This is a genomic window from Pannonibacter anstelovis, assembly GCF_036881715.1.
Taxonomy (GTDB): domain Bacteria; phylum Pseudomonadota; class Alphaproteobacteria; order Rhizobiales; family Stappiaceae; genus Pannonibacter; species Pannonibacter anstelovis.
Genome location: NZ_JBAKBF010000005.1, coordinates 167426 through 190328, shown reverse-complemented (window position 1 = coordinate 190328; position 22903 = coordinate 167426). Strand labels below are relative to the sequence as shown.

Sequence of the window (22903 nt, the reverse complement as noted above, 5' to 3'; positions counted from 1 at the left end):
GCATTCTGAATCCGGTTTTCCGGCCAGATCGGCGAAGGTGATTCATATTGCCGGTGCAAGTGGCTGGTGCCGCTGAGTCAGCGTGTTGAGACGGAGAGTCAGGAAGAGCATTCCGCCACGTTGAAATGCAACAAGGCGCCGGTTCCCTGGCGCCTTGCAACTCATTGGCATTGATCGGCAACTTACTGGGCAGGGCCTTCCGGGGCCGCGTCCGGGGTCAGGAACACCTGTCCCGGATAGATCAGGTCCGGGTTGCGGATCTGGTCCTTGTTGGCCTGATAGATGGTGGTGTAGCGGAAGCCCGAACCATAAAGGCGGCGGGAGATGTTCCAGAGATTGTCGCCCTTGCGGATGATGACATTCGGCATCTGCGGAGCGGCTTCGGCATCTGCCGCGCCCTCAGGCTTTGCCTCCTCCACCTTGCTGAGAATGATCTCCTGCGGCTCGGCCTTGCGGAAGGACACGGCAGCGCGGGCAAGAACGGCACCGGTGGCCGGGTCCACATGGTCGGCACGCACCTCCACATCACCAACCGGCACGTCTGCCGTGGTCTCCAGCAGCCAGCGGCCTTCCCCATTGGCTTTCGTTTCGCCCACGAGAGCGTCCGCTACATAGATGCGCAGCAGCGCATCCGCCGTGCTGGTACCTGCCACATAGAGCTTGCCATCTTCGGACTCGACCGCTTCCACGGTGACCGGCGCGATGACGGGCGCGGCCTCTGCCGCCGGGGCTTCAGCGGGCGCAGGCGCAGCATCAGCAGCTGGAGCGGTGTCTGCAGCCTGTGCAGGCGGGGTCGCGGTAACGGCCTGTTCCGGCGCCTGATCCAGAGCCTGTTCTGGGGCCTGTTCTGTGGCGGCAGACGGAGCCGCCTCAGGAGCCGGTGCAGCTGATGCTTGCGGGGCAGGTGCAGGTGCCGGTGCCGGTTCGTTCGTGCCCGCGTCCGGCGCCGGAGTTTCAGATGCGGCAGACGGAGCAGGCTCAGATACTGGTGCTGCCGCCGGGGCTGGCGCGGTTGCGGCGTCCGGCTTGGCGGCGTCATCCTGCCTGGGCTCTGCCTCAGCGCTGGCCACCTCAATGGCCTCGGGCTGCTGCAGCACGCTGGAGGGAGCATCCGGACTGTTGAGGACGATCAGAGGCCGCTCCTTACCGCTGCCCGGAAGGGAGACGGTAAGCCGCTGCTTCGACTCGACAGCCTTCCCGTCAGGCGTTTCCATGCGCAACAGCATGTCGTAGTCGCCGGGTGCCAGCGGTTTGTCGAGAACCATTGACCATTCCCCTGCCTCATTGGCTGTGGCAGTCCCGATGATCTCGCCATTGGCCAGCAGTGACACCTTGGAGCCCGGCGCTGCACGTCCGGCAATCACGGCTGCGCCATCCGCCTCGATCCCGGCCACATCAAAGGTGGGAGCTTCCGGCTCAGGGGCAGGCGCTGGAGTGGCTGCTTGCTCAACCGCAGGCGCCGGCTTCTCCGCTTGCGCAGGAGGGATTGCCGCCGGGGCGTCAGCGGGACTTGCAGGGGCAGCTGTCTGACTTGTGGCTTGCGGCGCACTCGCCGTTTCCCGGGGCGCTCCCGCATCTTTCCGGCTCAGATAGCCTGTCAGCAGTGCGATGATCCCCACGATCACGGCAATGACCAGACTGACGGTAACCCCTTTACGTGTCATCTCAGACCCCAAACCCTGCTTGGAAGTGCAGCAGATCTCTTCAACAGCCGCACAACTCGCCCCTGCCACATGCCCGGCTGCACCGGACAGCCATTTTCTGAACAGTTCCCCAGCGTTTCACGAAGAACACCACAAGATCTAGCAGATTCGCCGCATCAAGGCCGTTTTGCACAATGCGCGCAAACTTTGTTACCGCAGGCAATGCTTGACCATGGCTGTCCGCCAATGCCAAACATTTTGCCATGACGAATCTCAAAAGCATTTGTGTCTACTGTGGATCAAGCTTCGGCCATGACACAGTTTATCTGGACGCCGCCCGCAGCGTGGGCCGCTTGATCGGCGAGGCCGGACTGTCTCTGGTCTATGGCGGCGGCTCTGTTGGCCTCATGGGCGCTGTCGCAAAGTCAGCGCTCGACCACGGGGCGCAGGTGACCGGCATTATCCCGGAGTTTCTGGAACAGCGCGAAGTCATGCTGCATGAGGTGAACGATCTCATCGTCACCCGCGACATGCACGAGCGAAAGAAACTGATGTTTCAGAAGTCCGATGCGTTCGTCGCCCTGCCCGGCGGCATTGGTACTCTGGAAGAGGTCGTCGAGATGATGACCTGGGCCCAGCTGGGGCAGCATCGCAAACCGGTTCTGCTCGCCAATATAAACAGCTTCTGGTCGCCTCTGCTGCAGCTCATAGATCATATGCGTAATGAGGCCTTCATCCGGCCAGAGCAGGACGTCCCCTATCTCGTCACCGAAGACATAGACAGCATCATTCCGATGCTGGAAAAGGCTTGCCTGCAAAGGCAGGTCAGCGAGGCTCTTGAAGCTCCGGCGGGACTTGAGAACTTCTGAAGGGGACATCTGCATGCCTGCGAGAGGGTGCCCTCCGCAGATGCGGCCCATCCGCACATGCGGAAAGCACATTGCGGCATGCCAAGCTATTGATATTCCTGACTTTCCCCTCTTTGCCATTAGCAGACCGGCCGCCAGTTGAGAAAAATTGACGCCTAAGGATAACCCTTTGTTTGGGATTTGCCGGTCACACTGCACCTCACTTTTATCAATGCCGGCGGATAGAAATGCAAAAGATCCTTCTCGTCGAGGATGCCGCATTCTTTGAGAAGGCTGCGCTCAAAAAACTCGCTGAGATCGGAGAGCGCCGGGTCACGGTGGCGCGGACGCTTGCCGAGGCTGAAGCTTTACTCGGCGGCAGCGAGTGCTTTGATCTGGCCCTTGTCGACCTGACCTTGCCCGATGCTCCGGACGGTCAGATCGTAGACCTGTGCATTGCGCACAAGGTTCCCACTGTGGTGTTTACAAGCCGCTTCGAACCCGGTCTGCGCAAGGCCATGCGCGACAAGGGAGTGCTCGACTATATCATCAAGGACAGTCCCTCCAGCCTCGACTACCTTGGCGACCTCGTGCAGAGGCTGGGCCGTAACTCGTCCATCGGGGTGCTGGTCATCGATGATGCGGTGGTCGAGCGGACCTACATGAGCGAGACGATTGCCCGCCACCGCTACAAGATGTTTGTGGCCAAATCCGCCAAAGAGGGCATGCAGTATCTGCTGGACTTTCCGGAAATCCGGCTGGTCATCGTGGACTACTTCATGCCGGATGAGGATGGCTTCTCGTTCCTGAAGGCAATCCGGCGCAAGCGCAGCCGGGAGTCTCTGGCAGTCATCGGCATTTCCGGTTCCGAAGACATGGAGAACCGCATCCGCTTCCTGAAATACGGCGCGAGTGATTTTCTGCACAAGAGCTGCCCGCCGGAAGAGCTGCTGTTGCGGGTTTCCCAGAACCTGGACGTCATCGACCGCTTTGCCGATCTCAGTGACCGCAGTTTCCGGGACGCCCTGACCGGGCTCTACAATCGCCGTTTCCTGTTCAGTGAGGGCATCCGCCTTGCTTCCGAAGCTCAGAATCGTGGCGAGGTGCGCTGGCTGGCGCTTGTTGACGTGGACAAGTTCAAACATGTCAACGACACCTACGGCCACGAGGCCGGAGACAGGGCTTTGATTGCCCTGTCGGACGAGCTTTTGCGGCTTGCCGGCGAAGAAGGGCTTGCGGTGCGGCTGGGGGGGGACGAGTTCTGTGCCGTCCTCGCCGGAGAAAACGAAGCAGAGATTACCACCCGCGTTGAAGCATTCCGCTGCCGCTTGCAGAACCTCGACATTTCGTCAGGTGAGCAGACCTTCCGCATCGCCGCAAGCATCGGCCTGTCTGTCATTCCTGGACATGACTTGTCGGAGGCCATCAGGACCTCCGATTCCCGGCTCTACTCGGCGAAGGACGCCGGCCGCAACCAGCTGGTTGCCTCCTGATCCTGCGCGTTCACTCCCCTTGCCGCCTGAGGCAGAGGGAGTGAAGTTCAGAGTGTCTATCCCGCCGACTTCAACAGCGCATAAGTGATGGAATCCGTCAGCGCCTGGAACGAGGCATCGACGATGTTGGACGACACGCCGATGGTAAACCAGCGCTGATGCGTCGTCTTGTCGTGGCTTTCGATCAGCACGCGCGTGATGGCGCCCGTGCCGCCATCGAGGATACGCACCTTGTAGTCCACCAGCTCCAGCCCCTCGATGGCAGACTGATATTTGCCCAGATCCTTGCGCAGCGCGCCATCCAGCGCGTTGACCGGGCCGTTGCCCTCGCAGACGGACATACGGGTCTCCCCGTCAATATCCACCTTCACCACAGCCTCGGACATAGTGACCTGCTCGCCCACCGCATTGAAGCGCCGCTCCACCATGACGCGGAAGGACTTCACCTCGAAGAAACGCGGCACCTTGCCCAGAATGCGACGGGCCAGCAGCTCGAAGGAGGCATCGGCCGCCTCGTAGGCATAGCCCTTGGCCTCGCGCTCCTTCACTTCCGTCAGCAGGGCATCCAGCTTCGGGTCGGCCTTGTCCACGTCTATGCCAAGCCGAGACAGCTCACCCAGCAGGTTGCTCTTGCCTGCCTGATCGGACACCAGAACCTTGCGCTTGTTGCCGACGCTTTCCGGCTCCACATGCTCATAGGTCTTCGGGTCCTTGAGCAGGGCCGAGGCATGAATGCCGGCCTTGGTGGCAAAGGCGCTCTCGCCCACATAGGGCGCGTGCCGGTCCGGGGCGCGGTTCAGCATCTCGTCAAACGCGTGCGAGATGGCCGTGATGTCCTTCAGCCGTTCAGGCCGGACGGAGAGTTCCACCGTATCCTTGTAGGGCGCCTTCAGCATCAGCGTCGGGATCAGGCTGATCAGATTGGCATTGCCGCAGCGCTCGCCGATGCCGTTGAGCGTGCCCTGAATCTGGCGCACGCCAGCCTCCACCGCCGCCAGCGAATTGGCGACCGCCTGACCTGTGTCATTGTGGGCGTGGATGCCCAGATGGCTTCCCGGCACCACCTGGCTCACACGGGCAATGATGTCCTTCACTTCGCCTGGCAGGGTGCCGCCGTTGGTGTCGCACAGCACCACCCAGCGCGCGCCCGCTTCGTAGGCCGTGCGGGCGCAGGCCAGCGCATAATCCGGATTGGCCTTGTAACCATCGAAGAAATGCTCGCAGTCGATCATGGCTTCACGGCCAGCGGCAACAGCCGCCTGCACCGTATCGCGGATGCTTTCGAGGTTTTCCTCGTTGGTGCAGCCCAGCGCCACTTCCACGTGGTAGTCCCAGGACTTGGCCACAAAGCAGTTCGCATCCGCCTTGGCTTCCAGCAGCAGCTGCAGGCCCGGATCGTTGGAGGCGGAACGCCCTGCCCGCTTGGTCATGCCGAAGGCGGTGAAGCGGGCGGTCTTCGTCCGCTTCTCCGAAAAGAACTCGGTATCCGTCGGGTTTGCACCCGGATAGCCGCCCTCGATGTAATCGACACCCAGCCGCTCCAGCAGCTCGGCAATGGCGATCTTTTCCGCGATGGAAAAGTCGATGCCGCTGGTCTGCGCCCCGTCACGGAGCGTGGTGTCGAACAGGTAGAGTTTCTCGCGGGTCATTGTCTGGATACCGGTTTCTGGCTGTTTTTTTTAAAGTCTCAGGCTTTGCTCAAGCCTGCAAACATGTCGGTGGCGCGGATCAGCCGGTCGAGGATACCCGGTTCGTTGAAGGCGTGCCCGGCCCCTTCGATGAGGTGGAAATCTGCCCGTGGCCAGGCCTTGTGCAGCGCGTAGGCATAGCGTGCCGGGCAAGGCATGTCATAGCGGCCATGCACGATGACGCCCGGAATATGCTTCAGCTTGCCCGCATCACGCAGCAGCTGCCCCTCTTCCAGCCAGCCGCCATGCATGAAGAAGTGGTTTTCGATGCGGGCGAAGGCATGGGCGAATTCGTCCTCACCAAAATGCTGGCTGTTGTCGAGGCTGGGCAGCAGGGTGATGGTCTCGCCCTCCCACAGGCTCCAGGCCTTGGCCGCCTCCACCCGTACGCCCTTATCCGGGTGGGTCAGCAGGCGCTGATAGGCTGCCATCATCGCATGGCGCTCACCCTCCGGCACCGGCGCCTGAAAGCGCTCGAACTTCTCCGGGAACATTTCGGAGACGCCGAACTGGTAGTACCAGTCCAGTTCCGCCTTCGTCAGCGTGTAGATGCCGCGCAGCACCAGCTCGCTCACGCGCTCCGGATAGGTCTGCGAATAGGCCAGAGCCAGCGTCGAACCCCAGGAGCCGCCGAAGACAAGCCACTGGTCCACGCCAGCAAGCTTGCGCAGGCGCTCGATGTCCTCCACCAGATGCCAGGTGGTGTTGGCTTCCAGCTCCGCATGAGGCGTGGAACGGCCGCAGCCGCGCTGGTCGAACAGCAGCACGTCATAGTGATCGGGATGAAACAGCCGCCTGTGCGCGGGCGAAATGCCGCCGCCCGGCCCGCCATGCAGGAACACCGCAGGCTTTTTGCCCGGCGTGCCCGAGCGTTCCCAGTAGATGGTGTGACCATCGCCCACATCGAGCATGCCGGAGGCATAGGGCTCGATTTCGGGATAAAGGCCGCGCAATTCCGTCATCGGGTCATTCCTTGCTCAGTCCGCCTTCTGGCGGCCAGGTTTCCGTATCATGATCGGGGTGCTGGAAGGTGACGATGGAGGCGAGGAATTCAAGCGCCGCAAAGTCCTCCTCCGTCTTGCGCTCCGGCAAGCCCGGCACGGCATCTGCATAGGGCAGCTTGCCTTCCACACCATAGGCAACAATCGGCACGATCCCGGACGGATCATCAAAAGCACCGATGGCAATGGCCATGCCGTCCGGCGCCTCATAGGTCAGCGGCGTGCCGCAGGCAGAACAAAAGCCGCGGGAGACCGCATTGGAACTGCGGAAGATGGCCCGCTCACCGCGCGTCCACTCCACGCTATCCGCCTCGCGCACCGACACCAGCGGCGCATAGAAGCCGCCGAAAGCCTTCTGGCACATGCGGCAATGGCACACCGACGCATGCCCAAGCTGCCCCCACACCCGAAACCGCACCGCGCCGCACTGGCACCCGCCAGACCGTTCACTGGTCATGATTTGGTCTCTCCCTGTTGCAACTCGCCATACCTCGCGCCTAGCCATGACACACAACACTGGCCAGTTTGCATTCTACTGCCGAGCCCCCCACCCCTTACCCCTCCCCACCGGAGGGAGGGGGCTGAGAGACCTTGCTTCACGTCACTTTCAGACCGGAGGAAACTCAACACAAAGGAAGTTTTTCCCTACCCGCAGTGAGGAGACCTGTCTGAAGCGCCGCCCATCCGCCCCCCTCCCCCTCGTGGGGAGGGGTTAGGGGTGGGGGGCAGACTCTCGAGGGACGAAACGCCCCTCAGCGCTTCACCTCCCACGTAGTCACACGCTTGCCCGTTGCTGCGTCCTTGCCGTCCTTGAGCTGGATCCCCATGGCGGAGAGCTCGTCGCGGATGCGGTCGGCTTCGGCCCAGTTTTTGGCTTCCAGGCTGGCGAGACGATCGGCAACGAGGGCTTCGATGCGTCCCGTATCCACATCCTCCAGCACGGCGGCAACAGGCGCGAGCCCGAGCAGACGAGCACTGGCCCAGTAGACCGGAAGCAAGGCACTGTCCTTTGCGGCGTCCTGTGCGAGGCTATGCAAAGCCTGCACGGCAGCAACCGTGTTGAGGTCATCCGTAAGGGCAGCCAGCACTTCGGAGGCAGGTACAACAGCAGTCTCCTGAACCTCGGGCCACTTCGCCAGCAACCGTTCAGCCTCCTCCAGCCGCTTCACCGAAAAATCAATCGGCTCGCGGTAATGGGTCATCAGCATGGCAAGCCGCAGCACTTCGCCCGGCCACTTTCTGCCGCCGAATTTTTCCGTGTGCAGCAGGTCGTGGATCGTGACGAAGTTGCCCTCGGACTTGGACATCTTGCGCCCTTCCACCTGCACGAAGCCGTTGTGCAGCCAGAAGTTTGCCATCACGCTGGTGCCATGGGCGCAGCAGGACTGGGCGATTTCGTTTTCGTGGTGCGGGAAGATGAGATCCAGCCCGCCACCGTGGATGTCGAACACTTCGCCCAGATGATGGGCGCTCATGACCGAGCATTCGATGTGCCAGCCGGGGCGGCCACGGCCCCAGGGGCTGTCCCAGCCCGGCTCTTCCGGGGAAGACAGCTTCCACAGCACGAAGTCGCCCGGGTTCTTCTTGTGGGCGTCAACGGCAATGCGCGCACCTGCCCTCTGGTCCTCCAGATTGCGCTTGGAGAGCTGGCCATAGGCGGCCATGGAGCCCGTGTCGAACAGCACCTCGCCGCCATCTTGCGTCTGCGCCACATAGGCATGACCGCGGGCAATCAGCGTCTCGATCATCGAAACCATGCCCGCGATATGCTGGGTCGCGCGCGGCTCATGGCTGGGCTCAAGGCAACCGAGCGCCTTCACGTCCGCGTGGAACTGATCCGCCGTGGTGGAGGTCACCCGTGCGATGGCATCGTTCAGCGGCAGGCCGGGAAAGTCACGCAGGGCGCGGGCGTTGATCTTGTCATCCACGTCCGTGATGTTGCGCACATAGGTGACGTGATCGGCCCCGTAGAGATGGCGCAGCAGGCGGTAGAGCACGTCAAAGACAATGACGGGCCGGGCATTGCCGATATGGGCAAAGTCATAGACCGTCGGTCCGCACACATACATGCGCACGTTCTGCGGATCGATCGGATGGAAGACATCCTTCGTCCGGGTGAGCGTATTGGTCAGGCGCAGAACCGGGGCGTCCGGGCTGGCTTTGGTCATGACAAGTCGTCTCCTGGCCTGCTGGCCGGGGGCGTCCGTCTCTTTGGAATTGGCGCAAGGAGGGAACGGCCACAGCCAGCAGAAGTGCTAGCTGCAAATAATGGTGATCGGAATGAGGGTCCGGCTGGCCGTATTCATGGCTCTGTTGTGACCGGTTTCCCGTTTCCGGTCAAGCATTCATCTGCCGCGCCACGCAAGCGGCAGCCCACGGATCATCAAGGTTCCAAACACCTGTTCACGAAGCTGAACGCCAGCTGAATTTGCCCCTCAGACCCGGTTCAGCGCGCCCCTGCCACAGTAGCGCCATGAGTTGAACACAGCCCGCCGCAGCGGCCGGGCATGATGAAAATGGGGCCTGTCATGTTTGCACGTCTTGTCTCGGTCTGCTTCGTTCTCGCCATCATCGCCTCCCCCTTCGCGGGCCTTGCAGCCCTTGCCTCCAGCAAGCCGATGCCTTTCGGGGTTTCTGCACAGAAGAGCATGTGCATGACCACGGGCGTCAGCTGCGGCGCCGGCCACATCCTTCTGCCGGCCATGTTCCGGGGCTGATCGTGCGGGCAAGTCGCAATCCGGCACAGCAAGCCTGAAGACAGTTTGATGGCGCGGCTTGAAACAATCGGGTCGAGGTGCCATCTTGCGCCCATGGAAACCAAGGCTCTGGAAGAAAAGGCCGAAGCGGCCACACAGTTTCTCAAGACCATCGCCTCGACGCCGAGGCTGATGCTGCTGTGCATGATGGCAGACCGTGAATGCAAGGTCGGGGAACTGGCCGAGCAGACAGGCATGCGCATGCCCACTGTGTCACAGCAGCTCAGCCTGCTGCGCGCGCAAGGCCTCGTGCGTACCCGGCGGGAAGGCACGACGATCTATTACCGGCTGGCGAGTGATGCGGCACGCGATGTCATGGCGGTGCTTTACGCGCACTTCTGCTCGCCCGATGCAAAGCCTCAGGAAGCCCCCCAGACCGAGGACGAGGAAGAGCCCGCACTGTAAGCCAGTGCAGGCTTCTGCCTGTCATTCATCCAGAAAATCAGCGCAGCGCGGCGCTTCACCACTACCCCATGGCATGATGGGAACGGTCGAGGTGGAATTTTTCGGACTGCCCTCCACCAGCTTGTCAGAGTAGACGAGATAGACCAGCACATTGCGCTTGGTGTCGCAGCCGCGCACGATCCGCATCTTCTTGAACAGGAATGAGCGGCGCTGGCGGAACATCTCCTCGCCCTGCTCGAAACGCGCCTTGAAGCTGACAGGCCCCACCTGACGGCAGGCGAGCGAGATGTCCGACACCTCCTCGGCGATACCGAGCCAGCCATCAATGCCGCCCTTTTCCGGGACTGTAAAATGACAGGCGACGCCCTCCACCACCGGGTCGTCAATGGCATAGGTGGCAAGCTTGTGGTCGGGCGTAAGGAACTTCCAGACGGTGGATTTCTTGAATATGAGATCCGGCTCCTCCGCCGCCCCGGCGGCTCCCGCTGCCAGCAGAAAAGCCAGAATGCCACCTGCGAGCTTTGCGGCCACGCCTCCATGTCTGATGCTCATGCCGTTAGCCCTTTCCTCTTGCGCAAATCAACATTCCCTTTATGTGGCCGCTCCACCAGCACTTTTCCATAGCGGGCGCAAGCTGCAGCCATAGCCGCACAGGGTGTGCCGCCAGCCAGGCCAGGTTCCACAAGGAAGCCGGCCTTTATGTTTTCCTTATGCACCCCGGCTGACTTCCCAATCGAACCCTGATGCCGTTTGCGGCGATTTTGTGCCGGTCACAACAGGAGACCGGCATATGTCCGACATCATCTTTCTGACCCTCGGTTGCGGCTGTCTTGGCGTGCTTGCGCTCTATGCCCGCGCCCTCGACCGGCTGTGAGGACACAAGCCATGTTCCAGCTTTTGTCCGGCCTCGCCGTGGTTTGCGGCCTCGGCATCTATCTCGTGGTTACGCTGCTGCGGCCCGAGCGGTTCTGATCCTCTACGGAGCGCACCCATGACCCTTTCCGGCTGGCTGCAGATCGGCCTGTTCTTTCTGGCCGTTCTCGCCATCATCAAGCCCCTCGGGCTTTACATGGCGCATGTCTTTTCAGGCAAGCGCACATGGCTTTCACCTGTTCTCGGTCCCATCGAGAGCGGCTTCTACAAGGCTGCGGGCATAGATCCGCAGCGCGAACAGGGCTGGCTCAGCTACACGCTTGCCATGCTCACCTTTTCGCTGACGGGCTTCCTCGCCCTCTATGCGATCCTGAGGCTGCAGCACCTGCTGCCGTTCAATCCGCAGGGCTTTCCCGGCATGACATCGGACCTTGCCTTCAACACGGCAGCCTCCTTCGTCACCAACACCAACTGGCAGAACTATGGTGGTGAGACTACGCTGAGCCACTTCAGCCAGATGGCCGGACTGACGGTGCAGAACTTCCTGTCTGCCGCCACCGGCATGGCGCTGGCCGTCGCCTTCACCCGCGCCTTCGCCCGCTCCAAGGCCAGCACCCTCGGCAACTTCTGGGCCGACATGACACGGGCGGTGCTTTACATCCTGCTGCCACTGGCCATCCTTGTGGCCCTTGCATTCGTTGCCATGGGCCTGCCGCAGACGCTGAGCGCCTCGGCCACGGTGACCACGCTGGAAGGCGCGCAGCAGGTGATTGCGCTCGGGCCCGTTGCCAGCCAGGAAGCCATCAAGCAGCTTGGCACGAACGGCGGTGGCTTCTTCAACGTCAACGCCGCCCATCCGTTCGAAAATCCGACAGCCTTCTCCAACTATCTCAACATGTTCGCCATGCTGAGCGTGTCGTCCTCCCTCGTCTATGCCTTTGGCGTGATGGCAAACTGCCGCCGTCAGGCCTGGGCGCTGCTCAGTGCCATGGCGCTGCTGCTGATCGCTGGCGTTGCCGTGATCTACTGGGCGGAAACGCAAGGCAACCCGATCCTGACCGCCCTTGGCGCGGATGCGGCGGGCGGTAACATGGAAGGCAAGGAAGTGCGCTTCGGTCAGGCCATGACCGCGCTCTATGCCGCCGTCACCACGGGCCTTTCCAATGGCGGCGTCAATGGCATGCACGGGTCATTCACCGGCCTTGGCGGGTTGGTGCCGATGTTCCTGATGCAGCTTGGCGAGGTTCTGCCGGGCGGCGTGGGCTCGGGACTGTATGGCATGCTCGTCTTTGCCCTGCTCTCGGTCTTCGTGGCGGGCCTCATGGTGGGCCGTACACCGGAGTTTCTGGGCAAGAAGATCGACGGACGCGAGATGAAGTTCGCCATGCTGGCCGTTCTCATCCTGCCGCTGGTGATCCTCGGGTTTACGGCCGTCTCAGCCTTGCTGCCCACGGCCCTTGCCAGCCTTGGCACCGGTGGCCCGCACGGCCTGTCGGAGATGCTCTATGCCTATAGCTCGGCTGCGGGCAACAACGGCTCGGCCTTTGGCGGGCTCACTGGCAACACGCCCTGGTACAACACCACCCTCGGGCTCTCCATGCTGCTCGGCCGCTTTGCCTATGCCGTGCCTGTAATGGCGATTGCCGGGTCTTTGGCCGCCAAGATCAAAGTTCCTGCCTCATCCGGCACCTTCCCGACCGATGGGCCGCTGTTCACCGGTCTTCTCATCGCCATCATCCTCATTCTCGGCGGTCTGCAGTTCTTCCCGGCTCTCGCCCTCGGTCCCATTGCCGAACACCTGGCGATGCTTGCCGGCCAGACCTTCTGAAAGGGTTATTCCCATGTCCACTGACACAAGGGATGCCAAGGGGCAGAAGCTGCCTCACGGCCCGAACATGCTCTCCCCCGCAATTCTGCTTCCCGCCTTGCGTGATGCGGTCGTGAAGCTGGACCCGCGCCAGCTGGTGCGCAATCCGGTCATCTTCGTCACCGAAGTGGTGGCGGCACTGGTGACCGTGCTGTTCGCCCGTGATCTGGTGCTGGGAGCGGAAGACACCGTCTTCTCCGGCCAGATTGCCGCATGGCTCTGGTTCACGGTGCTTTTCGCCACCTTCGCCGAAGCCGTGGCCGAAGGACGCGGGCGGGCGCAGGCAGACAGCCTGAAGCGCACCAAGTCCGAACTCACCGCCCGCCGCCTCCTGCCGGACGGCAGTACGGAAAGCATCCCCGCCGCCAGCCTCTCCGTAGGTGACGAGGTGCTGGTGGCAGCCGGGGAGCTGATCCCGGGCGATGGCGAGGTGATCGAGGGCGTTGCCACGGTCAACGAAAGTGCCATCACCGGTGAATCAGCCCCTGTCATCCGTGAATCGGGCGGCGACCGCTCGGCGGTGACGGGCGGCACCGAGGTGCTGTCCGACGAGATCCGTGTGCGCATAACCGTGGCGCCCGGCTCCAGCTTCGTGGACCGGATGATCGCCCTCATTGAAGGCGCCCAGCGCCAGAAGACGCCGAACGAGATCGCCCTGTCGATCCTGCTGTCGGGCCTGACGCTGATCTTCCTTTTCGTCTGCACCGCCATCTGGGGCCTTGCTGCCTATTCCGGCGCGGTCATTTCCGTCACCGTGCTGGCGGCCCTGCTGGTAACGCTGATCCCCACCACCATCGGCGGGCTGCTGTCAGCCATCGGCATTGCAGGCATGGACCGGCTGGTGCGCTTCAACGTCATTGCCACCTCGGGCCGTGCAGTTGAGGCCGCAGGCGACGTGGATACGCTGCTGCTCGACAAGACTGGCACGATCACCTTCGGCAACCGTATGGCCAGCGATTTTGCCGCTGCGCCCGGCGTCAGCATTCCAGAACTGGCGGAAGCGGCGTTGCTCGCCAGCCTTTCCGATGAAACGCCGGAAGGCCGCTCCATCGTTGCCCTCGCCACAGGTGACTTCGGCATCGCCCTGCCGCAGGTAACGCCTGATGCCGTCATCGCTTTCTCCGCCGAGACGCGCCTGTCCGGCGTGGACATGGGAGAGCGCCGCCTGCGCAAGGGGGCGGTGGATGCGGTGCTGGCCTTCGCACGCCTCACGGCAGCAACGGCTCCGGCAGAGTTTTCCCGCGCCGTAGACCTGATCGCCCGCAGCGGCGGCACCCCGCTGGCGGTGGCTGATGGCAAGCGGCTGCTCGGCGTTATCCACCTCAAGGACGTGGTCAAGCCTGGCATCAAGGAGCGGTTTGCCGCCCTGCGCGCCATGGGCATCCGCACGGTCATGGTCACCGGCGACAATCCGGTCACAGCCGCTGCAATCGCCTCGGAAGCCGGCGTCGATGACTTTCTGGCCAGCGCCACGCCCGAAGACAAGCTCGCCTATATCCGCCGCGAGCAGCAGGGCGGCCGCCTGATCGCCATGTGCGGCGATGGCACCAACGATGCCCCTGCCCTTGCGCAGGCAGACGTGGGTGTTGCCATGCAGACCGGCACTCAGGCGGCCCGCGAAGCTGCCAACATGGTGGATCTGGACTCCAGCCCCACCAAGCTCATCGAAATCGTGGAGATCGGCAAACAGCTGCTCATGACACGCGGCTCGCTGACCACCTTCTCCATTGCCAATGATGTGGCCAAATACTTCGCAATCATCCCGGCGCTGTTCATCGCCGCCTATCCGGCGCTTGGCAGCCTCAACATCATGGGTCTGGCCTCGCCGCGTTCGGCCATCCTGTCGGCGGTGATCTTCAACGCACTGATCATCGTGGCACTGATCCCGCTGGCGCTGAAGGGCGTTGCCTACCGTCCGGCAGGCGCGGCCTCCCTGCTGCGGCGGAACCTTGCCATCTATGGCCTTGGCGGCCTGATCCTGCCTTTCGCAGGCATCAAGCTGATCGACATGGCCGTCAGCGCCCTCAATCTGGTGTAACCCCATGCTGAACCATCTCAGACCCGCCATCGTGCTCACTCTCGCCATGACCGTCCTGACCGGACTGGTCTATCCGCTCGCCATCACCGGAGCCGCGCAGGTTCTGATGCCGGGAGCAGCCAACGGCAGCTTGATCGAGCGGGACGGGAAGCCCGCAGGCTCGCTCTACATCGGTCAGGCCTTCAGCGATCCGCGCCACTTCTGGTCCCGTCCTTCCGCAACTCCGGACACGCCTTACAACGCAGGCGCCTCGTCCGGCTCGAACCTCGGCACCACATCCGCCGCCCTCAAGGCGCGGGTGGAGGCAGAGGCGGCAAGGCTGACCGCAAGCGGCTTGAGTGCGCCCCTGCCCGCAGACGCTCTTATGGCCTCGGGCTCCGGCCTTGACCCGCATATCTCTCCCGCTTTCGCGCAGGCACAGGTGCCGCGCATTGCTCAGGCACGCGGCCTTGCCGAGGCGAAGGTCAGAACCCTGCTGCGCGATCACACGGAAGAGCCGTTGCTTGGCGTCTTCGGGGAACCTCGTGTAAACGTGCTGGCGCTTAATCTGGCGCTCGACAGCCTCAAGGAGTGAGCCGCATGGCCGAGGAAGACCGCAGGCCCGATCCGGATGCCCTGCTTGCCCTTGCGGACAAGGACCGGCGCGGCAAGCTGACGGTCTTCCTCGGGGCAGCCCCAGGCGTCGGCAAGACCTTCGCCATGCTGAGCCGCGCGCAACGCCTCAAGGCCGATGGCATCGAAGTCGCCGTTGGGGTCGTCGAAACCCATGGGCGCAGCGAAACCGCTGCCTTGCTGGACGGGCTGAATGTCCTGCCGCGCAAGCGGGTGCTGCACCGCGGGCGTATGCTGGAGGCCTTTGATCTGGACGGCGCCCTTGCGCTCCGGCCGCGCATTCTGATCGTCGATGAACTGGCCCATTCCAACCCGGAAGGCAGCCGCCACCCGAAGCGCTATCAGGACATCGAGGAACTGACCGGCGCCGACATTGATGTATGGACCGCACTCAACATCCAGCATCTGGAAAGCCTGGCCGACCTGGTGACCCAGATCACCGGCGTAACTGTGCGCGAGCGTGTACCGGATGTGGTGCTGAAACGAGCGGACGAGGTGATCCTTGTGGATCTGACGCCTGCCGAGCTGATCGAGCGTCTGCAAGAGGGCAAGGTCTACCTGCCGGACAATGCCCGCCGGGCGACCGAACGGTTCTTCCGGGTTGGCAACCTCACCGCGCTGCGCGAGCTGGCCTTGCGGCGGACGGCTGGCCGCGTCGATGACCAGATGGTCGATTTTCTCAAGCAGCATGCCATCGAAGGGCCCTGGGCGACGAGCGAGAGGCTGATCGTTTGCGTGGGGCCGGATGACCTTTCGGAGAAAGTCGTCCGGGTGGCCAGCCGCCTCGCCTCAGGCCTTAACGCACCGTGGATGGCCGTTTCAGTGGAGCGTGCCGACCGGGAAGCAGAGACCAGACCGGATCTCGCCCGCATCGAGCATCTCCTGCATCTGGCCGAGCAGCTGGGCGCAGAAACCCGGCGCATCATCGGCACGGATTTCGTGGAGGAAATCCTGCGCCTTGCAAGGCGGGAGCATGCCACGCAGATCGTCATCGGCGCGCGCAAGAACCACGGCTGGCGGCGCTTTTTCTCGCTCTCCCTGCCCGAAGCGCTCTCGCGCCGCGCCTCCGGCATTGGCCTGCATCTGGTAACCCCCGAACGCAAGGAAGCGCCGCGCCCCATCGCCTGGCGTCCCCGCTTCTCCTGGAAGGACCTGCCGCATGCAGCGGCAACCGCCCTGCTGTTTGCAGCAGGCGTCACGGCCTTCGGCCAGGTGATCGATCTCTTCGTGCACCTGCCCAACATCTCGCTGCTGTTCCTGCTGGCGGTTCTGGGAGCAGCCGTCACCTCAGGCTATACGGCTGCCTTGCTGGCGGTGATATTTTCGGCGCTCTGCTACAATTTCTTCTTCATCAATCCGCGCCACACCTTCACCATCGCTGCGCCGCACGAAGTATTCTCGTTCTTCGTATTCTTTTGCGTGGCCGTGATCGCGGGAGGCTTTGCCTCGCGCATCCGCGAACAGGCGGAAACGGCGCGCAAGCGCGCGACTGCGCTTCAGGCGCTCTATGATTTCTCGCGCAAGCTGTCTGGTACGGAAAAGGCCGAGGATGTGATCTGGGCCTCTGTCTCGCAGTTGCAGGCCAGCCTGAAGCGCAACATCGTCATGCTGGTGCCGGAGAACGGTGACCTGCGTATCGCCGGGGCCTGGCCGCCGGATACGGAACTGGACGTGACCGCTCTGACAGCTGCCCGCTGGTCGCTGGACAAGGAGGAGCGCGCCGGGCACGGCACAGGCACGCTGCCCAACTGCCGCTTCGAGTTCCGCCCCCTGCTCAGCCCTCACGGGCCTGTTGGCGTCTGCGGTGTGGAGCAGACGGTTGAGCGCATTGGCATCAATGAGGAACGGGCGCTGTCGGCCATTCTCGACCAGACAGCCATCGCCATCGACCGGGCCCGCCTGTCGGAAGCCAGCGCCGCCCAGACCGCACGGCAGGAGAGCGAGCGCTACCGCGATGCGCTGCTGTCTTCCATCTCGCATGACCTTCGGACACCTCTGGCAACGATCACTGGCTCTGTCACCAGCCTGCGCCAGCTTGGCCGGCGCATGAGCCCGGAAAGTCAGGATGACCTGCTGCAATCCATCGAGGAGGAAAGCAGCCGCATGAGCCGCTTCGTCGCCAACCTGCTGGACATGACGAGGATCGAGGCGGGCAGCCTCGAGCCACGGCAGGAATGGCTGGATGTGACGGACGTGATCCAGTCCTCCGTCGAGCGGGCAAGGCGCTACTTCCCCGGCCGGGCGATTGACACCGGCATTGCGCCCGGCCTGCCACTGATCCGCGGCGACAGCGTGCTGCTGGGTCAGGTGCTGTTCAACCTGCTGGACAACGCCATCAAGTATGGCGGACAGGAGCCGGTCAACGTTTATGCAAGGCAGGACGGGGAGGACGTGCTCATTTCCGTCACAGATCTGGGCAAGGGTATCCCGCCGGAGGATCTGGAACGGGTGTTCGAGAAATTCTACCGGCGCGGCAAGGCGGATGGGAGGGCGCCCGGCACCGGGCTTGGCCTTGCCATCGCACGCGGTTTCGTGGAAGCCATGGGCGGGCGCATTCATGCCGAGAGCCCGGCCATCCGGCGCAAGGGCACACGGCTGGTCATGCGCTTTCCCGCTGGCACCGCACAGGAAGGAAAATTGCCAGAATGACAGGACAGTCCTCCGGCGCACGCATCCTTGTCGTTGACGATGAGCCGCAAATCCAGCGGTTCCTCAAGCCTGCGCTAACGGCAGCGGGCTATGACGTGGTGGAAGCGGCAACCGGCGGCGAGGCGTTGAAGGCGGTGGCAACCGCCGCGCCTGATCTTGTTATCCTTGATCTCGGCCTGCCGGACATGGACGGCAAGGACGTGATCGCCAGCCTGCGCGGCTGGAGCACCCTGCCGATCCTTATCCTCTCCGCCCGCGACCGGGAGAGCGAGAAGATCGCCGCGCTGGATCTGGGCGCCGACGACTACATCGAAAAGCCCTTCGGCATCGGCGAGCTGACTGCCCGCATCCGCACGGCCCTGCGCCACCACGGACAGGCCGAAGCCTTGCCGCAGGTGCTGGAGACGGATGGACTTGTGATCGATACCATCCGCCGCACTGTCTCTCGTGATGGCAGCGAGATCCGGCTGACACCCAAGGAATACGATCTGCTCGCCCTGCTCTCACGCCATGCCGGGCGCGTCGTCACCCATCGCATCCTGCTGACCTCCGTCTGGGGTCCGGCACACGGGGATGACCTGCAGTATCTGCGCGTCTTCATCGGCCAGTTACGCCAGAAGATCGAGCGCGACCCGGCCGCCCCCGCCATCCTGCGCACGGAACCCGGCGTCGGCTACCGGCTGATGACCGGAGAATGAGAAGCGTGCGGCTTTTTCTTGCGGGCGCAGAAGCAGTTTTCCCGTCCTCCGCCGGGCCCCTCCTCCTCAGTCGAGATCCTGCCTGAAGGTTTCAATCAGCTTGTTCTTCAGGATCTTGCCCGTCGGTGCGGCAGGCAGCGTGTTGGTGATGATGATGCGGGAGGGAACCTTGTAGGGCGAGAGACGGCTGGCGGCGTGGTCGTGCAGTTCCTTCTCGGTCAGCGCCGCAGCATCGCGGACCTGACAGAAGGCAAGAACCTCCTCATTGCCGCCACTCACCGTGCGGCCAACAACAGCGCATTGCAGCACGCCCGGATGATCGTTCAGCGCGCTCTCCACTTCCGGCGGATAGACGTTGAAGCCGCCCCGGATGATCAGCTCGCGGGCACGCCCGGCAATGTGGAGATTGCCGTCGCCATCAATGCGGCCCAGATCGCCGGTGCACAGAAAACCCTCTTCATCAAAAACGGCAGCTGTTTCAGCCGGGTTGCGGAAATAGCCGGGCATCACATGCGGACCGCGTGTCAGGATTTCGCCCACCCCGTCGCTGCCCGGATTGCGCAGTTTCAATTCCACGCCGGGCAGCGCGGGGCCGACGCTGACATCGGCCACACCACGCGGATTGACGGTCAGGGTCACACCCGCCGTCGTTTCGGTCATTCCATAGCCATTCTGCAGGGCGCAGCCGTAGAATTGCTCCGCCCGGCGCTTCCAGTCAGGATCAAGCGGCGCGGCACCGGAGGAAACGTAACGCAAGGTCTTCGTGGGCAATTGCGCCAGGCCCTGCTTGTCCGCCTCCGCCATGACCAGCGCATGAATCTGCGGCACCGCCGGCATCACCGTCACACCAGACGTCAGCGCCTCAAGCACGGTAGCAGCGTTGAAGCGCGGGAAGAGCCAGAGGCTGGCACCTGCGACGACGCTTGCGATCATCATCGACGTCAGGCCGAAAACATGGGTCATGGGCAGAACGCCGAGGATCAGGTCTTCGCTCACAATCTTGCGCATGCGCACGGAGGTTTCACCGCCGAACAGCAGATTGGAATGAGTGAGCATGACGCCCTTGGGCGTGCCTGTCGTGCCGGTGGTGTAGAGGATCACCGCCACCGCTTCCCGGCCGGGACGGACAGGCTCGGGGACGGCGTCCGGGAAAGGACCGGAAATTTCAAGTGCGCCAAGAGCGGTCTGCCAGGACCGCGCGCCCGCCTCCGCAGCATGAGCGGCTGCATCAGGCGACACGTTGGAGAGATAGACGGTCAGCCTCGGGTCCGCATGCGGCGCGATGCGCTGCAGTTCGTGACTTGTCATGCGGGCATTCACAGGTACGGCAATCGCATTGAGCCTTGAAGCAGCCATGACGAGGCCGACCAGTGCCGCGCAGTTTTCAGCCAGAATGAGCAGCCTGTCGCCTGCCTGAAGCCCAAGACCGGCCAGTTCGGCAACCATGGCATCCACCGCTTCGCTGAGCGCGCGGTAGGAGATGCGGCTCCCATCGAAGTCACGGAAGGCGGTTGCCTCGGGCCGGGCAGCGAGATGGACGTCAAGCGGCTGATGGATACGGCTGAAAGACATGGAGTTCCTCCCGGACCAGCGACGGCCATTCTGGCAGGCCGGCTGCGTCCCTTGTGCTGGATCTAGGTGATGTCATTTGCTCCGGGCGGTGTCCTCCTCCCGCCCGGAACGCTGTCAGGCACTGGCCGCTTCACCGCTTCCGGCGGGGGGCGCGGGCGCACGCTTGAATACCCCTGAAGCGGTTGCGATGAGCGTGCCATTGTCATGGAACAGTTCGGCGCTGGCGAAGATGATCTTCCGTCCACCGCCAGTGACCCGGCCAATGGCCGTGACGCCGCCCCTGTGCCCGGCGGCAAGGAAATTCACGTTGAGCGACAGGGTCGTGAAAGGCTGACGGCCGGTATCGTCCACGGTCAGACTGGCCGACACAGCACAGGCATTGTCGAGGAGCAGCGTTGCGATGCCGCCATGCAGGATGTTCTGGCGGTTTACATGCCGCTCATCCACGATCAGCCGGCAGCGGCCACCTCCATCGGGATGGCCAACCTCCAGCGTATAACCGATCAGCCGCTGGCTGCCGGTTTCCTCCGTGATCAGCCGGGAGCTTTCGTCAGGCAGCGTCATGCGGCAGACAGCGCGATGAAGCGCTCCAGATGGGCGTCACTGTCACCAAAGCGGGCATCTGCGGCCAGCAGGCGGCGCACCAGAGAGGCAAGTTCATACTCTTCGGTCATGCCGATGCCGCCGTGAAGCTGCACCGCCTCCTCGGCAACCAGCCGCGCCACCTTGCCAACCAGAACCTTGGTGGCAGCCACCTGCCGGTCCCGGTCTGCAGTGTCGAGATGCCCGGCCAGATTCCAGACTGCAGAACGGGCCTGCTCCACTTCGGTGATCAAATCGGCAAAGCGGTGCTGCAGCGCCTGGAAGGAACCAATCGGCCGGCCGAACTGCTTGCGGGTCTTGAGGTAGTCGATCGTCAGATCCACCGTGCGCTCCATCACACCCAGTGCATCGGCACACACAGCCAGGATCGCCGCAGCCTGAGGGCGGGCCAGAAGCTCAAGACCTCCGATCCGGCGGGCCGGAGTGGCCGCGAAGCTGATCTCGGCACCCCTACCGCCGTCCATCAGCGGGTATGCGCGTAAGGAAACACCGTCCGCCAGGGCCTCGATCAGGTAAAGCCCATCCACCGCGCTGACGATGAAATGTGTCGCCGCATCAGCTCCGGTAACCAGCGATTTTTCGCCGCTCAGCTTGCCATCCTGCACTGAGGTTTTCACCGTGCCGTCGTAGCGGGTGCCGGGCTCATCAAGCGCCACCGCAAGCCGGATTTCGCCGGAGGCCGCAGCCCTGGCAAGCTCCGTCTCGCCAGCCTCCGCAAGAATGCCAGCCCCCAGAACCAGACTGTCCAGAAAGGGCGTCACGGCAGCGGCGCGGCCAAGCGTGGAAAAGACCTGCAGAATATCGGGGCCAAGCCCGCCAAATCCGCCGTGCTCCTCCCGCAGAAGGGCAGTCCCGACGCCAAGCTCCAGCAACGCGTCCAGATCACTGCCGCGCTGAAGCGTGCGGGCAAGGCTTTCGCCAAGCATTGTCTGTTCTTCGGTAAATTCGAAATTCATGACAGCCCCCTCACAAGCCCAGAATCTGCTTGGCGATGATCGTCCGCTGGACCTCGCTTGATCCGCCGTAGATCGAAAGCTTGCGGTTGTTGAGATATGCGCGGGTTGCCGCAGCCGCTTCTTCCGGCCCAGGTGCGGCTTCCTCATTGCCCAACCCCTCGGAGGGGAAAGCAAGCGCCCACGGACCAGCGGCCCGGCGGGTCAGGTCATTGATGGTCTGGCGGATCTGCGTGCCCTTGAGCTTCAGCATGGAGCTCTGCGGCCCCGGCGCCTGCCCGGCAGCGGCCTGCGCCAGCATGCGCAGGTTCGTCGTTGCCATGGCCATGAGATCAATTTCGACTTCCGCAATCCTTGCGGCGAACAGCGGATTTTCCAGCAGCGGCTTGCCGTTGGCCACCTGAGCCCTGGCCATGCGCTTCAGCGAGGCAAGGCCAGCGGTGGCAAAACCGACACCGGCGATGTTCGTCCGCTCGTGGGTCAGCAGATACTTGGCGTAGGTCCAGCCCTCGTTCTCCGTGCCGACCAGATTGGCAACCGGCACACGCACATTATCGAAGAAGACCTCGTTGACCTCCGGCGTGCCATCCAGAAGCACGATCGGGCGCACGGTGATGCCCGGCGTGTTCATGTCGATCAGAAGGAAGCTGATCCCTTCCTGCGGCTTGCCGTCAGCCTTCGTGCGCACCAGACAGAAGATCCAGTTGGCGTGCTGGCCAAGGGTCGTCCAGGTCTTCTGGCCGTTGACCACATAGTGATCGCCATCCCGCACGGCGCTGGTCTTGAGAGACGCAAGATCGGACCCGGCGCCCGGCTCGGAATAGCCCTGGCACCACCAGTCCTGACCATTGAGGATGCGCGGCAGGAAGTGGTCCTGCTGCGCCTTCGAGCCGAACTTTTGAAGAACCGGCCCGAGCATCATGATGCCGAAGGGCAGAATGCGGGGCGCATAGGCAGTGGCGCTTTCTTCCTCGAAGATGTGGCGCTGGAACGCTGTCCAGCCTGCGCCGCCAAACTCCTTCGGCCAGACACCGGCCAGCCAGCCCTTTTCATTCAGAATGGCATGCCATTCCTCGATCTCGGCCTTGGTGAGCTCCTTCTGAAGGCGCACCTTTTCCGAAAGCCGCGCAGGCAGACGGTCCTTGAGAAACTGGCGCACTTCGGCGCGGAAAGCCTGATCTTCAGGCGAAAAGGTCATATCCAT

At 63.1% G+C, this 22903-nt stretch carries 20 protein-coding genes; 10 read left to right on the top strand and 10 right to left on the bottom strand.

Annotated features, from left to right (window positions below):
- Nucleotides 1–182: 182 nt before the first annotated feature.
- Nucleotides 183–1664: a LysM peptidoglycan-binding domain-containing protein gene (locus V6L75_RS10205; protein WP_334251408.1), complete on the bottom strand. Its 1482-nt coding sequence runs from the start codon at nt 1662–1664 to the stop codon at nt 183–185.
- Nucleotides 1665–1906: 242 nt separating this feature from the next.
- On the opposite strand from V6L75_RS10205, the gene V6L75_RS10200 reads away from it, so the two are divergent.
- Nucleotides 1907–2512, top strand: coding sequence for an LOG family protein (locus tag V6L75_RS10200; protein ID WP_334251407.1), 606 nt, complete (start codon nt 1907–1909; stop codon nt 2510–2512).
- Between the two features lie 227 nt (nt 2513–2739).
- Nucleotides 2740–3984 carry a diguanylate cyclase gene (locus tag V6L75_RS10195; RefSeq protein ID WP_334251406.1) on the top strand — a complete coding sequence of 415 codons (1245 nt, stop codon included), beginning with the start codon at nt 2740–2742 and terminating at the stop codon, nt 3982–3984.
- Between the two features lie 56 nt (nt 3985–4040).
- Here the strand turns inward: V6L75_RS10195 and cimA are convergent, their stop codons facing one another.
- The 4 genes from cimA to cysS form a co-directional block, all read right to left on the bottom strand.
- Complete coding sequence (gene cimA / locus V6L75_RS10190; protein ID WP_334251405.1) at nt 4041–5633, bottom strand: citramalate synthase; 1593 nt, start codon at nt 5631–5633, stop codon at nt 4041–4043.
- Between the two features lie 38 nt (nt 5634–5671).
- The gene (gene pip / locus V6L75_RS10185; protein ID WP_334251404.1) at nt 5672–6634 is read right to left on the bottom strand and encodes a prolyl aminopeptidase; all 963 of its coding nucleotides are present in this window, start codon (nt 6632–6634) and stop codon (nt 5672–5674) included.
- Nucleotides 6635–6638: 4 nt separating this feature from the next.
- Nucleotides 6639–7130, bottom strand: coding sequence for a GFA family protein (locus V6L75_RS10180; RefSeq protein WP_334251403.1), 492 nt, complete (start codon nt 7128–7130; stop codon nt 6639–6641).
- A gap of 295 nt (nt 7131–7425) precedes the next feature.
- On the bottom strand, nt 7426–8841 hold the full coding sequence (cysS, locus tag V6L75_RS10175; protein WP_334251402.1) for a cysteine--tRNA ligase: 1416 nt from the start codon (nt 8839–8841) through the stop codon (nt 7426–7428).
- Between the two features lie 360 nt (nt 8842–9201).
- Here cysS and V6L75_RS10170 point away from each other — a divergent pair, with 360 nt between their 5' ends.
- Nucleotides 9202–9390: a sugar transporter gene (locus V6L75_RS10170; protein ID WP_334251401.1), complete on the top strand. Its 189-nt coding sequence runs from the start codon at nt 9202–9204 to the stop codon at nt 9388–9390.
- A gap of 93 nt (nt 9391–9483) precedes the next feature.
- On the top strand, nt 9484–9834 hold the full coding sequence (locus tag V6L75_RS10165) for an ArsR/SmtB family transcription factor (protein ID WP_334251400.1): 351 nt from the start codon (nt 9484–9486) through the stop codon (nt 9832–9834).
- A gap of 21 nt (nt 9835–9855) precedes the next feature.
- Here V6L75_RS10165 and V6L75_RS10160 read toward each other — a convergent pair whose 3' ends face one another.
- Complete coding sequence (locus V6L75_RS10160; protein ID WP_334251399.1) at nt 9856–10386, bottom strand: CreA family protein; 531 nt, start codon at nt 10384–10386, stop codon at nt 9856–9858.
- Between the two features lie 333 nt (nt 10387–10719).
- Here V6L75_RS10160 and kdpF point away from each other — a divergent pair, with 333 nt between their 5' ends.
- Genes kdpF through V6L75_RS10135 form a run of 6 tightly spaced genes read left to right on the top strand, consistent with a single transcriptional unit; the run spans nt 10720 to nt 18571 of the window.
- Nucleotides 10720–10806 (top strand): K(+)-transporting ATPase subunit F, encoded by an 87-nt coding sequence (kdpF, locus tag V6L75_RS21080; protein ID WP_425498748.1) that lies wholly within the window; start codon nt 10720–10722, stop codon nt 10804–10806.
- 19 nt (nt 10807–10825) lie between these two features.
- Nucleotides 10826–12535, top strand: coding sequence for a potassium-transporting ATPase subunit KdpA (kdpA, locus tag V6L75_RS10155; RefSeq protein ID WP_334251398.1), 1710 nt, complete (start codon nt 10826–10828; stop codon nt 12533–12535).
- A 13-nt stretch (nt 12536–12548) separates the two neighbouring features.
- Nucleotides 12549–14612: a potassium-transporting ATPase subunit KdpB gene (gene kdpB, locus V6L75_RS10150; RefSeq protein WP_425498742.1), complete on the top strand. Its 2064-nt coding sequence runs from the start codon at nt 12549–12551 to the stop codon at nt 14610–14612.
- Between the two features lie 4 nt (nt 14613–14616).
- Nucleotides 14617–15186, top strand: coding sequence for a potassium-transporting ATPase subunit KdpC (kdpC, locus tag V6L75_RS10145; protein ID WP_334251397.1), 570 nt, complete (start codon nt 14617–14619; stop codon nt 15184–15186).
- Between the two features lie 5 nt (nt 15187–15191).
- Nucleotides 15192–17873, top strand: coding sequence for a sensor histidine kinase KdpD (locus V6L75_RS10140; protein ID WP_334251396.1), 2682 nt, complete (start codon nt 15192–15194; stop codon nt 17871–17873).
- Nucleotides 17870–18571: a response regulator gene (locus tag V6L75_RS10135; RefSeq protein WP_334251395.1), complete on the top strand. Its 702-nt coding sequence runs from the start codon at nt 17870–17872 to the stop codon at nt 18569–18571. The genes V6L75_RS10140 and V6L75_RS10135 overlap by 4 nt, the downstream gene beginning before the upstream one ends.
- 66 nt (nt 18572–18637) lie before the next feature.
- On the opposite strand, the gene V6L75_RS10130 is transcribed toward V6L75_RS10135, so the two are convergent.
- From V6L75_RS10130 to V6L75_RS10115, 4 genes are all read right to left on the bottom strand, one after another.
- The gene (locus V6L75_RS10130; RefSeq protein WP_334251394.1) at nt 18638–20143 is read right to left on the bottom strand and encodes a class I adenylate-forming enzyme family protein; all 1506 of its coding nucleotides are present in this window, start codon (nt 20141–20143) and stop codon (nt 18638–18640) included.
- A 114-nt stretch (nt 20144–20257) separates the two neighbouring features.
- Complete coding sequence (locus V6L75_RS10125; protein WP_334251393.1) at nt 20258–20707, bottom strand: PaaI family thioesterase; 450 nt, start codon at nt 20705–20707, stop codon at nt 20258–20260.
- The gene (locus V6L75_RS10120) at nt 20704–21702 is read right to left on the bottom strand and encodes an acyl-CoA dehydrogenase family protein (RefSeq protein ID WP_334251392.1); all 999 of its coding nucleotides are present in this window, start codon (nt 21700–21702) and stop codon (nt 20704–20706) included. Before V6L75_RS10120 ends, V6L75_RS10125 begins: the two co-directional genes overlap by 4 nt.
- Nucleotides 21703–21712: 10 nt before the next feature.
- Nucleotides 21713–22903, bottom strand: a complete 1191-nt coding sequence (locus V6L75_RS10115) for an acyl-CoA dehydrogenase family protein (RefSeq protein WP_334251391.1) — start codon at nt 22901–22903, stop codon at nt 21713–21715.

What these genes read in the sequence shown, in the direction of transcription:
- V6L75_RS10205 (WP_334251408.1), bottom strand. Translation starts at nt 1,664, where the DNA reads ATGACACGTAAAGGGGTTACCGTCAGTCTGGTCATTGCCGTGATCGTG.
- V6L75_RS10200 (WP_334251407.1), top strand. Translation starts at nt 1,907, where the DNA reads ATGACGAATCTCAAAAGCATTTGTGTCTACTGTGGATCAAGCTTCGGC.
- V6L75_RS10195 (WP_334251406.1), top strand. Translation starts at nt 2,740, where the DNA reads ATGCAAAAGATCCTTCTCGTCGAGGATGCCGCATTCTTTGAGAAGGCT.
- cimA (WP_334251405.1), bottom strand. Translation starts at nt 5,633, where the DNA reads ATGACCCGCGAGAAACTCTACCTGTTCGACACCACGCTCCGTGACGGG.
- pip (WP_334251404.1), bottom strand. Translation starts at nt 6,634, where the DNA reads ATGACGGAATTGCGCGGCCTTTATCCCGAAATCGAGCCCTATGCCTCC.
- V6L75_RS10180 (WP_334251403.1), bottom strand. Translation starts at nt 7,130, where the DNA reads ATGACCAGTGAACGGTCTGGCGGGTGCCAGTGCGGCGCGGTGCGGTTT.
- cysS (WP_334251402.1), bottom strand. Translation starts at nt 8,841, where the DNA reads ATGACCAAAGCCAGCCCGGACGCCCCGGTTCTGCGCCTGACCAATACG.
- V6L75_RS10170 (WP_334251401.1), top strand. Translation starts at nt 9,202, where the DNA reads ATGTTTGCACGTCTTGTCTCGGTCTGCTTCGTTCTCGCCATCATCGCC.
- V6L75_RS10165 (WP_334251400.1), top strand. Translation starts at nt 9,484, where the DNA reads ATGGAAACCAAGGCTCTGGAAGAAAAGGCCGAAGCGGCCACACAGTTT.
- V6L75_RS10160 (WP_334251399.1), bottom strand. Translation starts at nt 10,386, where the DNA reads ATGAGCATCAGACATGGAGGCGTGGCCGCAAAGCTCGCAGGTGGCATT.
- kdpF (WP_425498748.1), top strand. Translation starts at nt 10,720, where the DNA reads ATGTTCCAGCTTTTGTCCGGCCTCGCCGTGGTTTGCGGCCTCGGCATC.
- kdpA (WP_334251398.1), top strand. Translation starts at nt 10,826, where the DNA reads ATGACCCTTTCCGGCTGGCTGCAGATCGGCCTGTTCTTTCTGGCCGTT.
- kdpB (WP_425498742.1), top strand. Translation starts at nt 12,549, where the DNA reads ATGTCCACTGACACAAGGGATGCCAAGGGGCAGAAGCTGCCTCACGGC.
- kdpC (WP_334251397.1), top strand. Translation starts at nt 14,617, where the DNA reads ATGCTGAACCATCTCAGACCCGCCATCGTGCTCACTCTCGCCATGACC.
- V6L75_RS10140 (WP_334251396.1), top strand. Translation starts at nt 15,192, where the DNA reads ATGGCCGAGGAAGACCGCAGGCCCGATCCGGATGCCCTGCTTGCCCTT.
- V6L75_RS10135 (WP_334251395.1), top strand. Translation starts at nt 17,870, where the DNA reads ATGACAGGACAGTCCTCCGGCGCACGCATCCTTGTCGTTGACGATGAG.
- V6L75_RS10130 (WP_334251394.1), bottom strand. Translation starts at nt 20,143, where the DNA reads ATGTCTTTCAGCCGTATCCATCAGCCGCTTGACGTCCATCTCGCTGCC.
- V6L75_RS10125 (WP_334251393.1), bottom strand. Translation starts at nt 20,707, where the DNA reads ATGACGCTGCCTGACGAAAGCTCCCGGCTGATCACGGAGGAAACCGGC.
- V6L75_RS10120 (WP_334251392.1), bottom strand. Translation starts at nt 21,702, where the DNA reads ATGAATTTCGAATTTACCGAAGAACAGACAATGCTTGGCGAAAGCCTT.
- V6L75_RS10115 (WP_334251391.1), bottom strand. Translation starts at nt 22,903, where the DNA reads ATGGATATGACCTTTTCGCCTGAAGATCAGGCTTTCCGCGCCGAAGTG.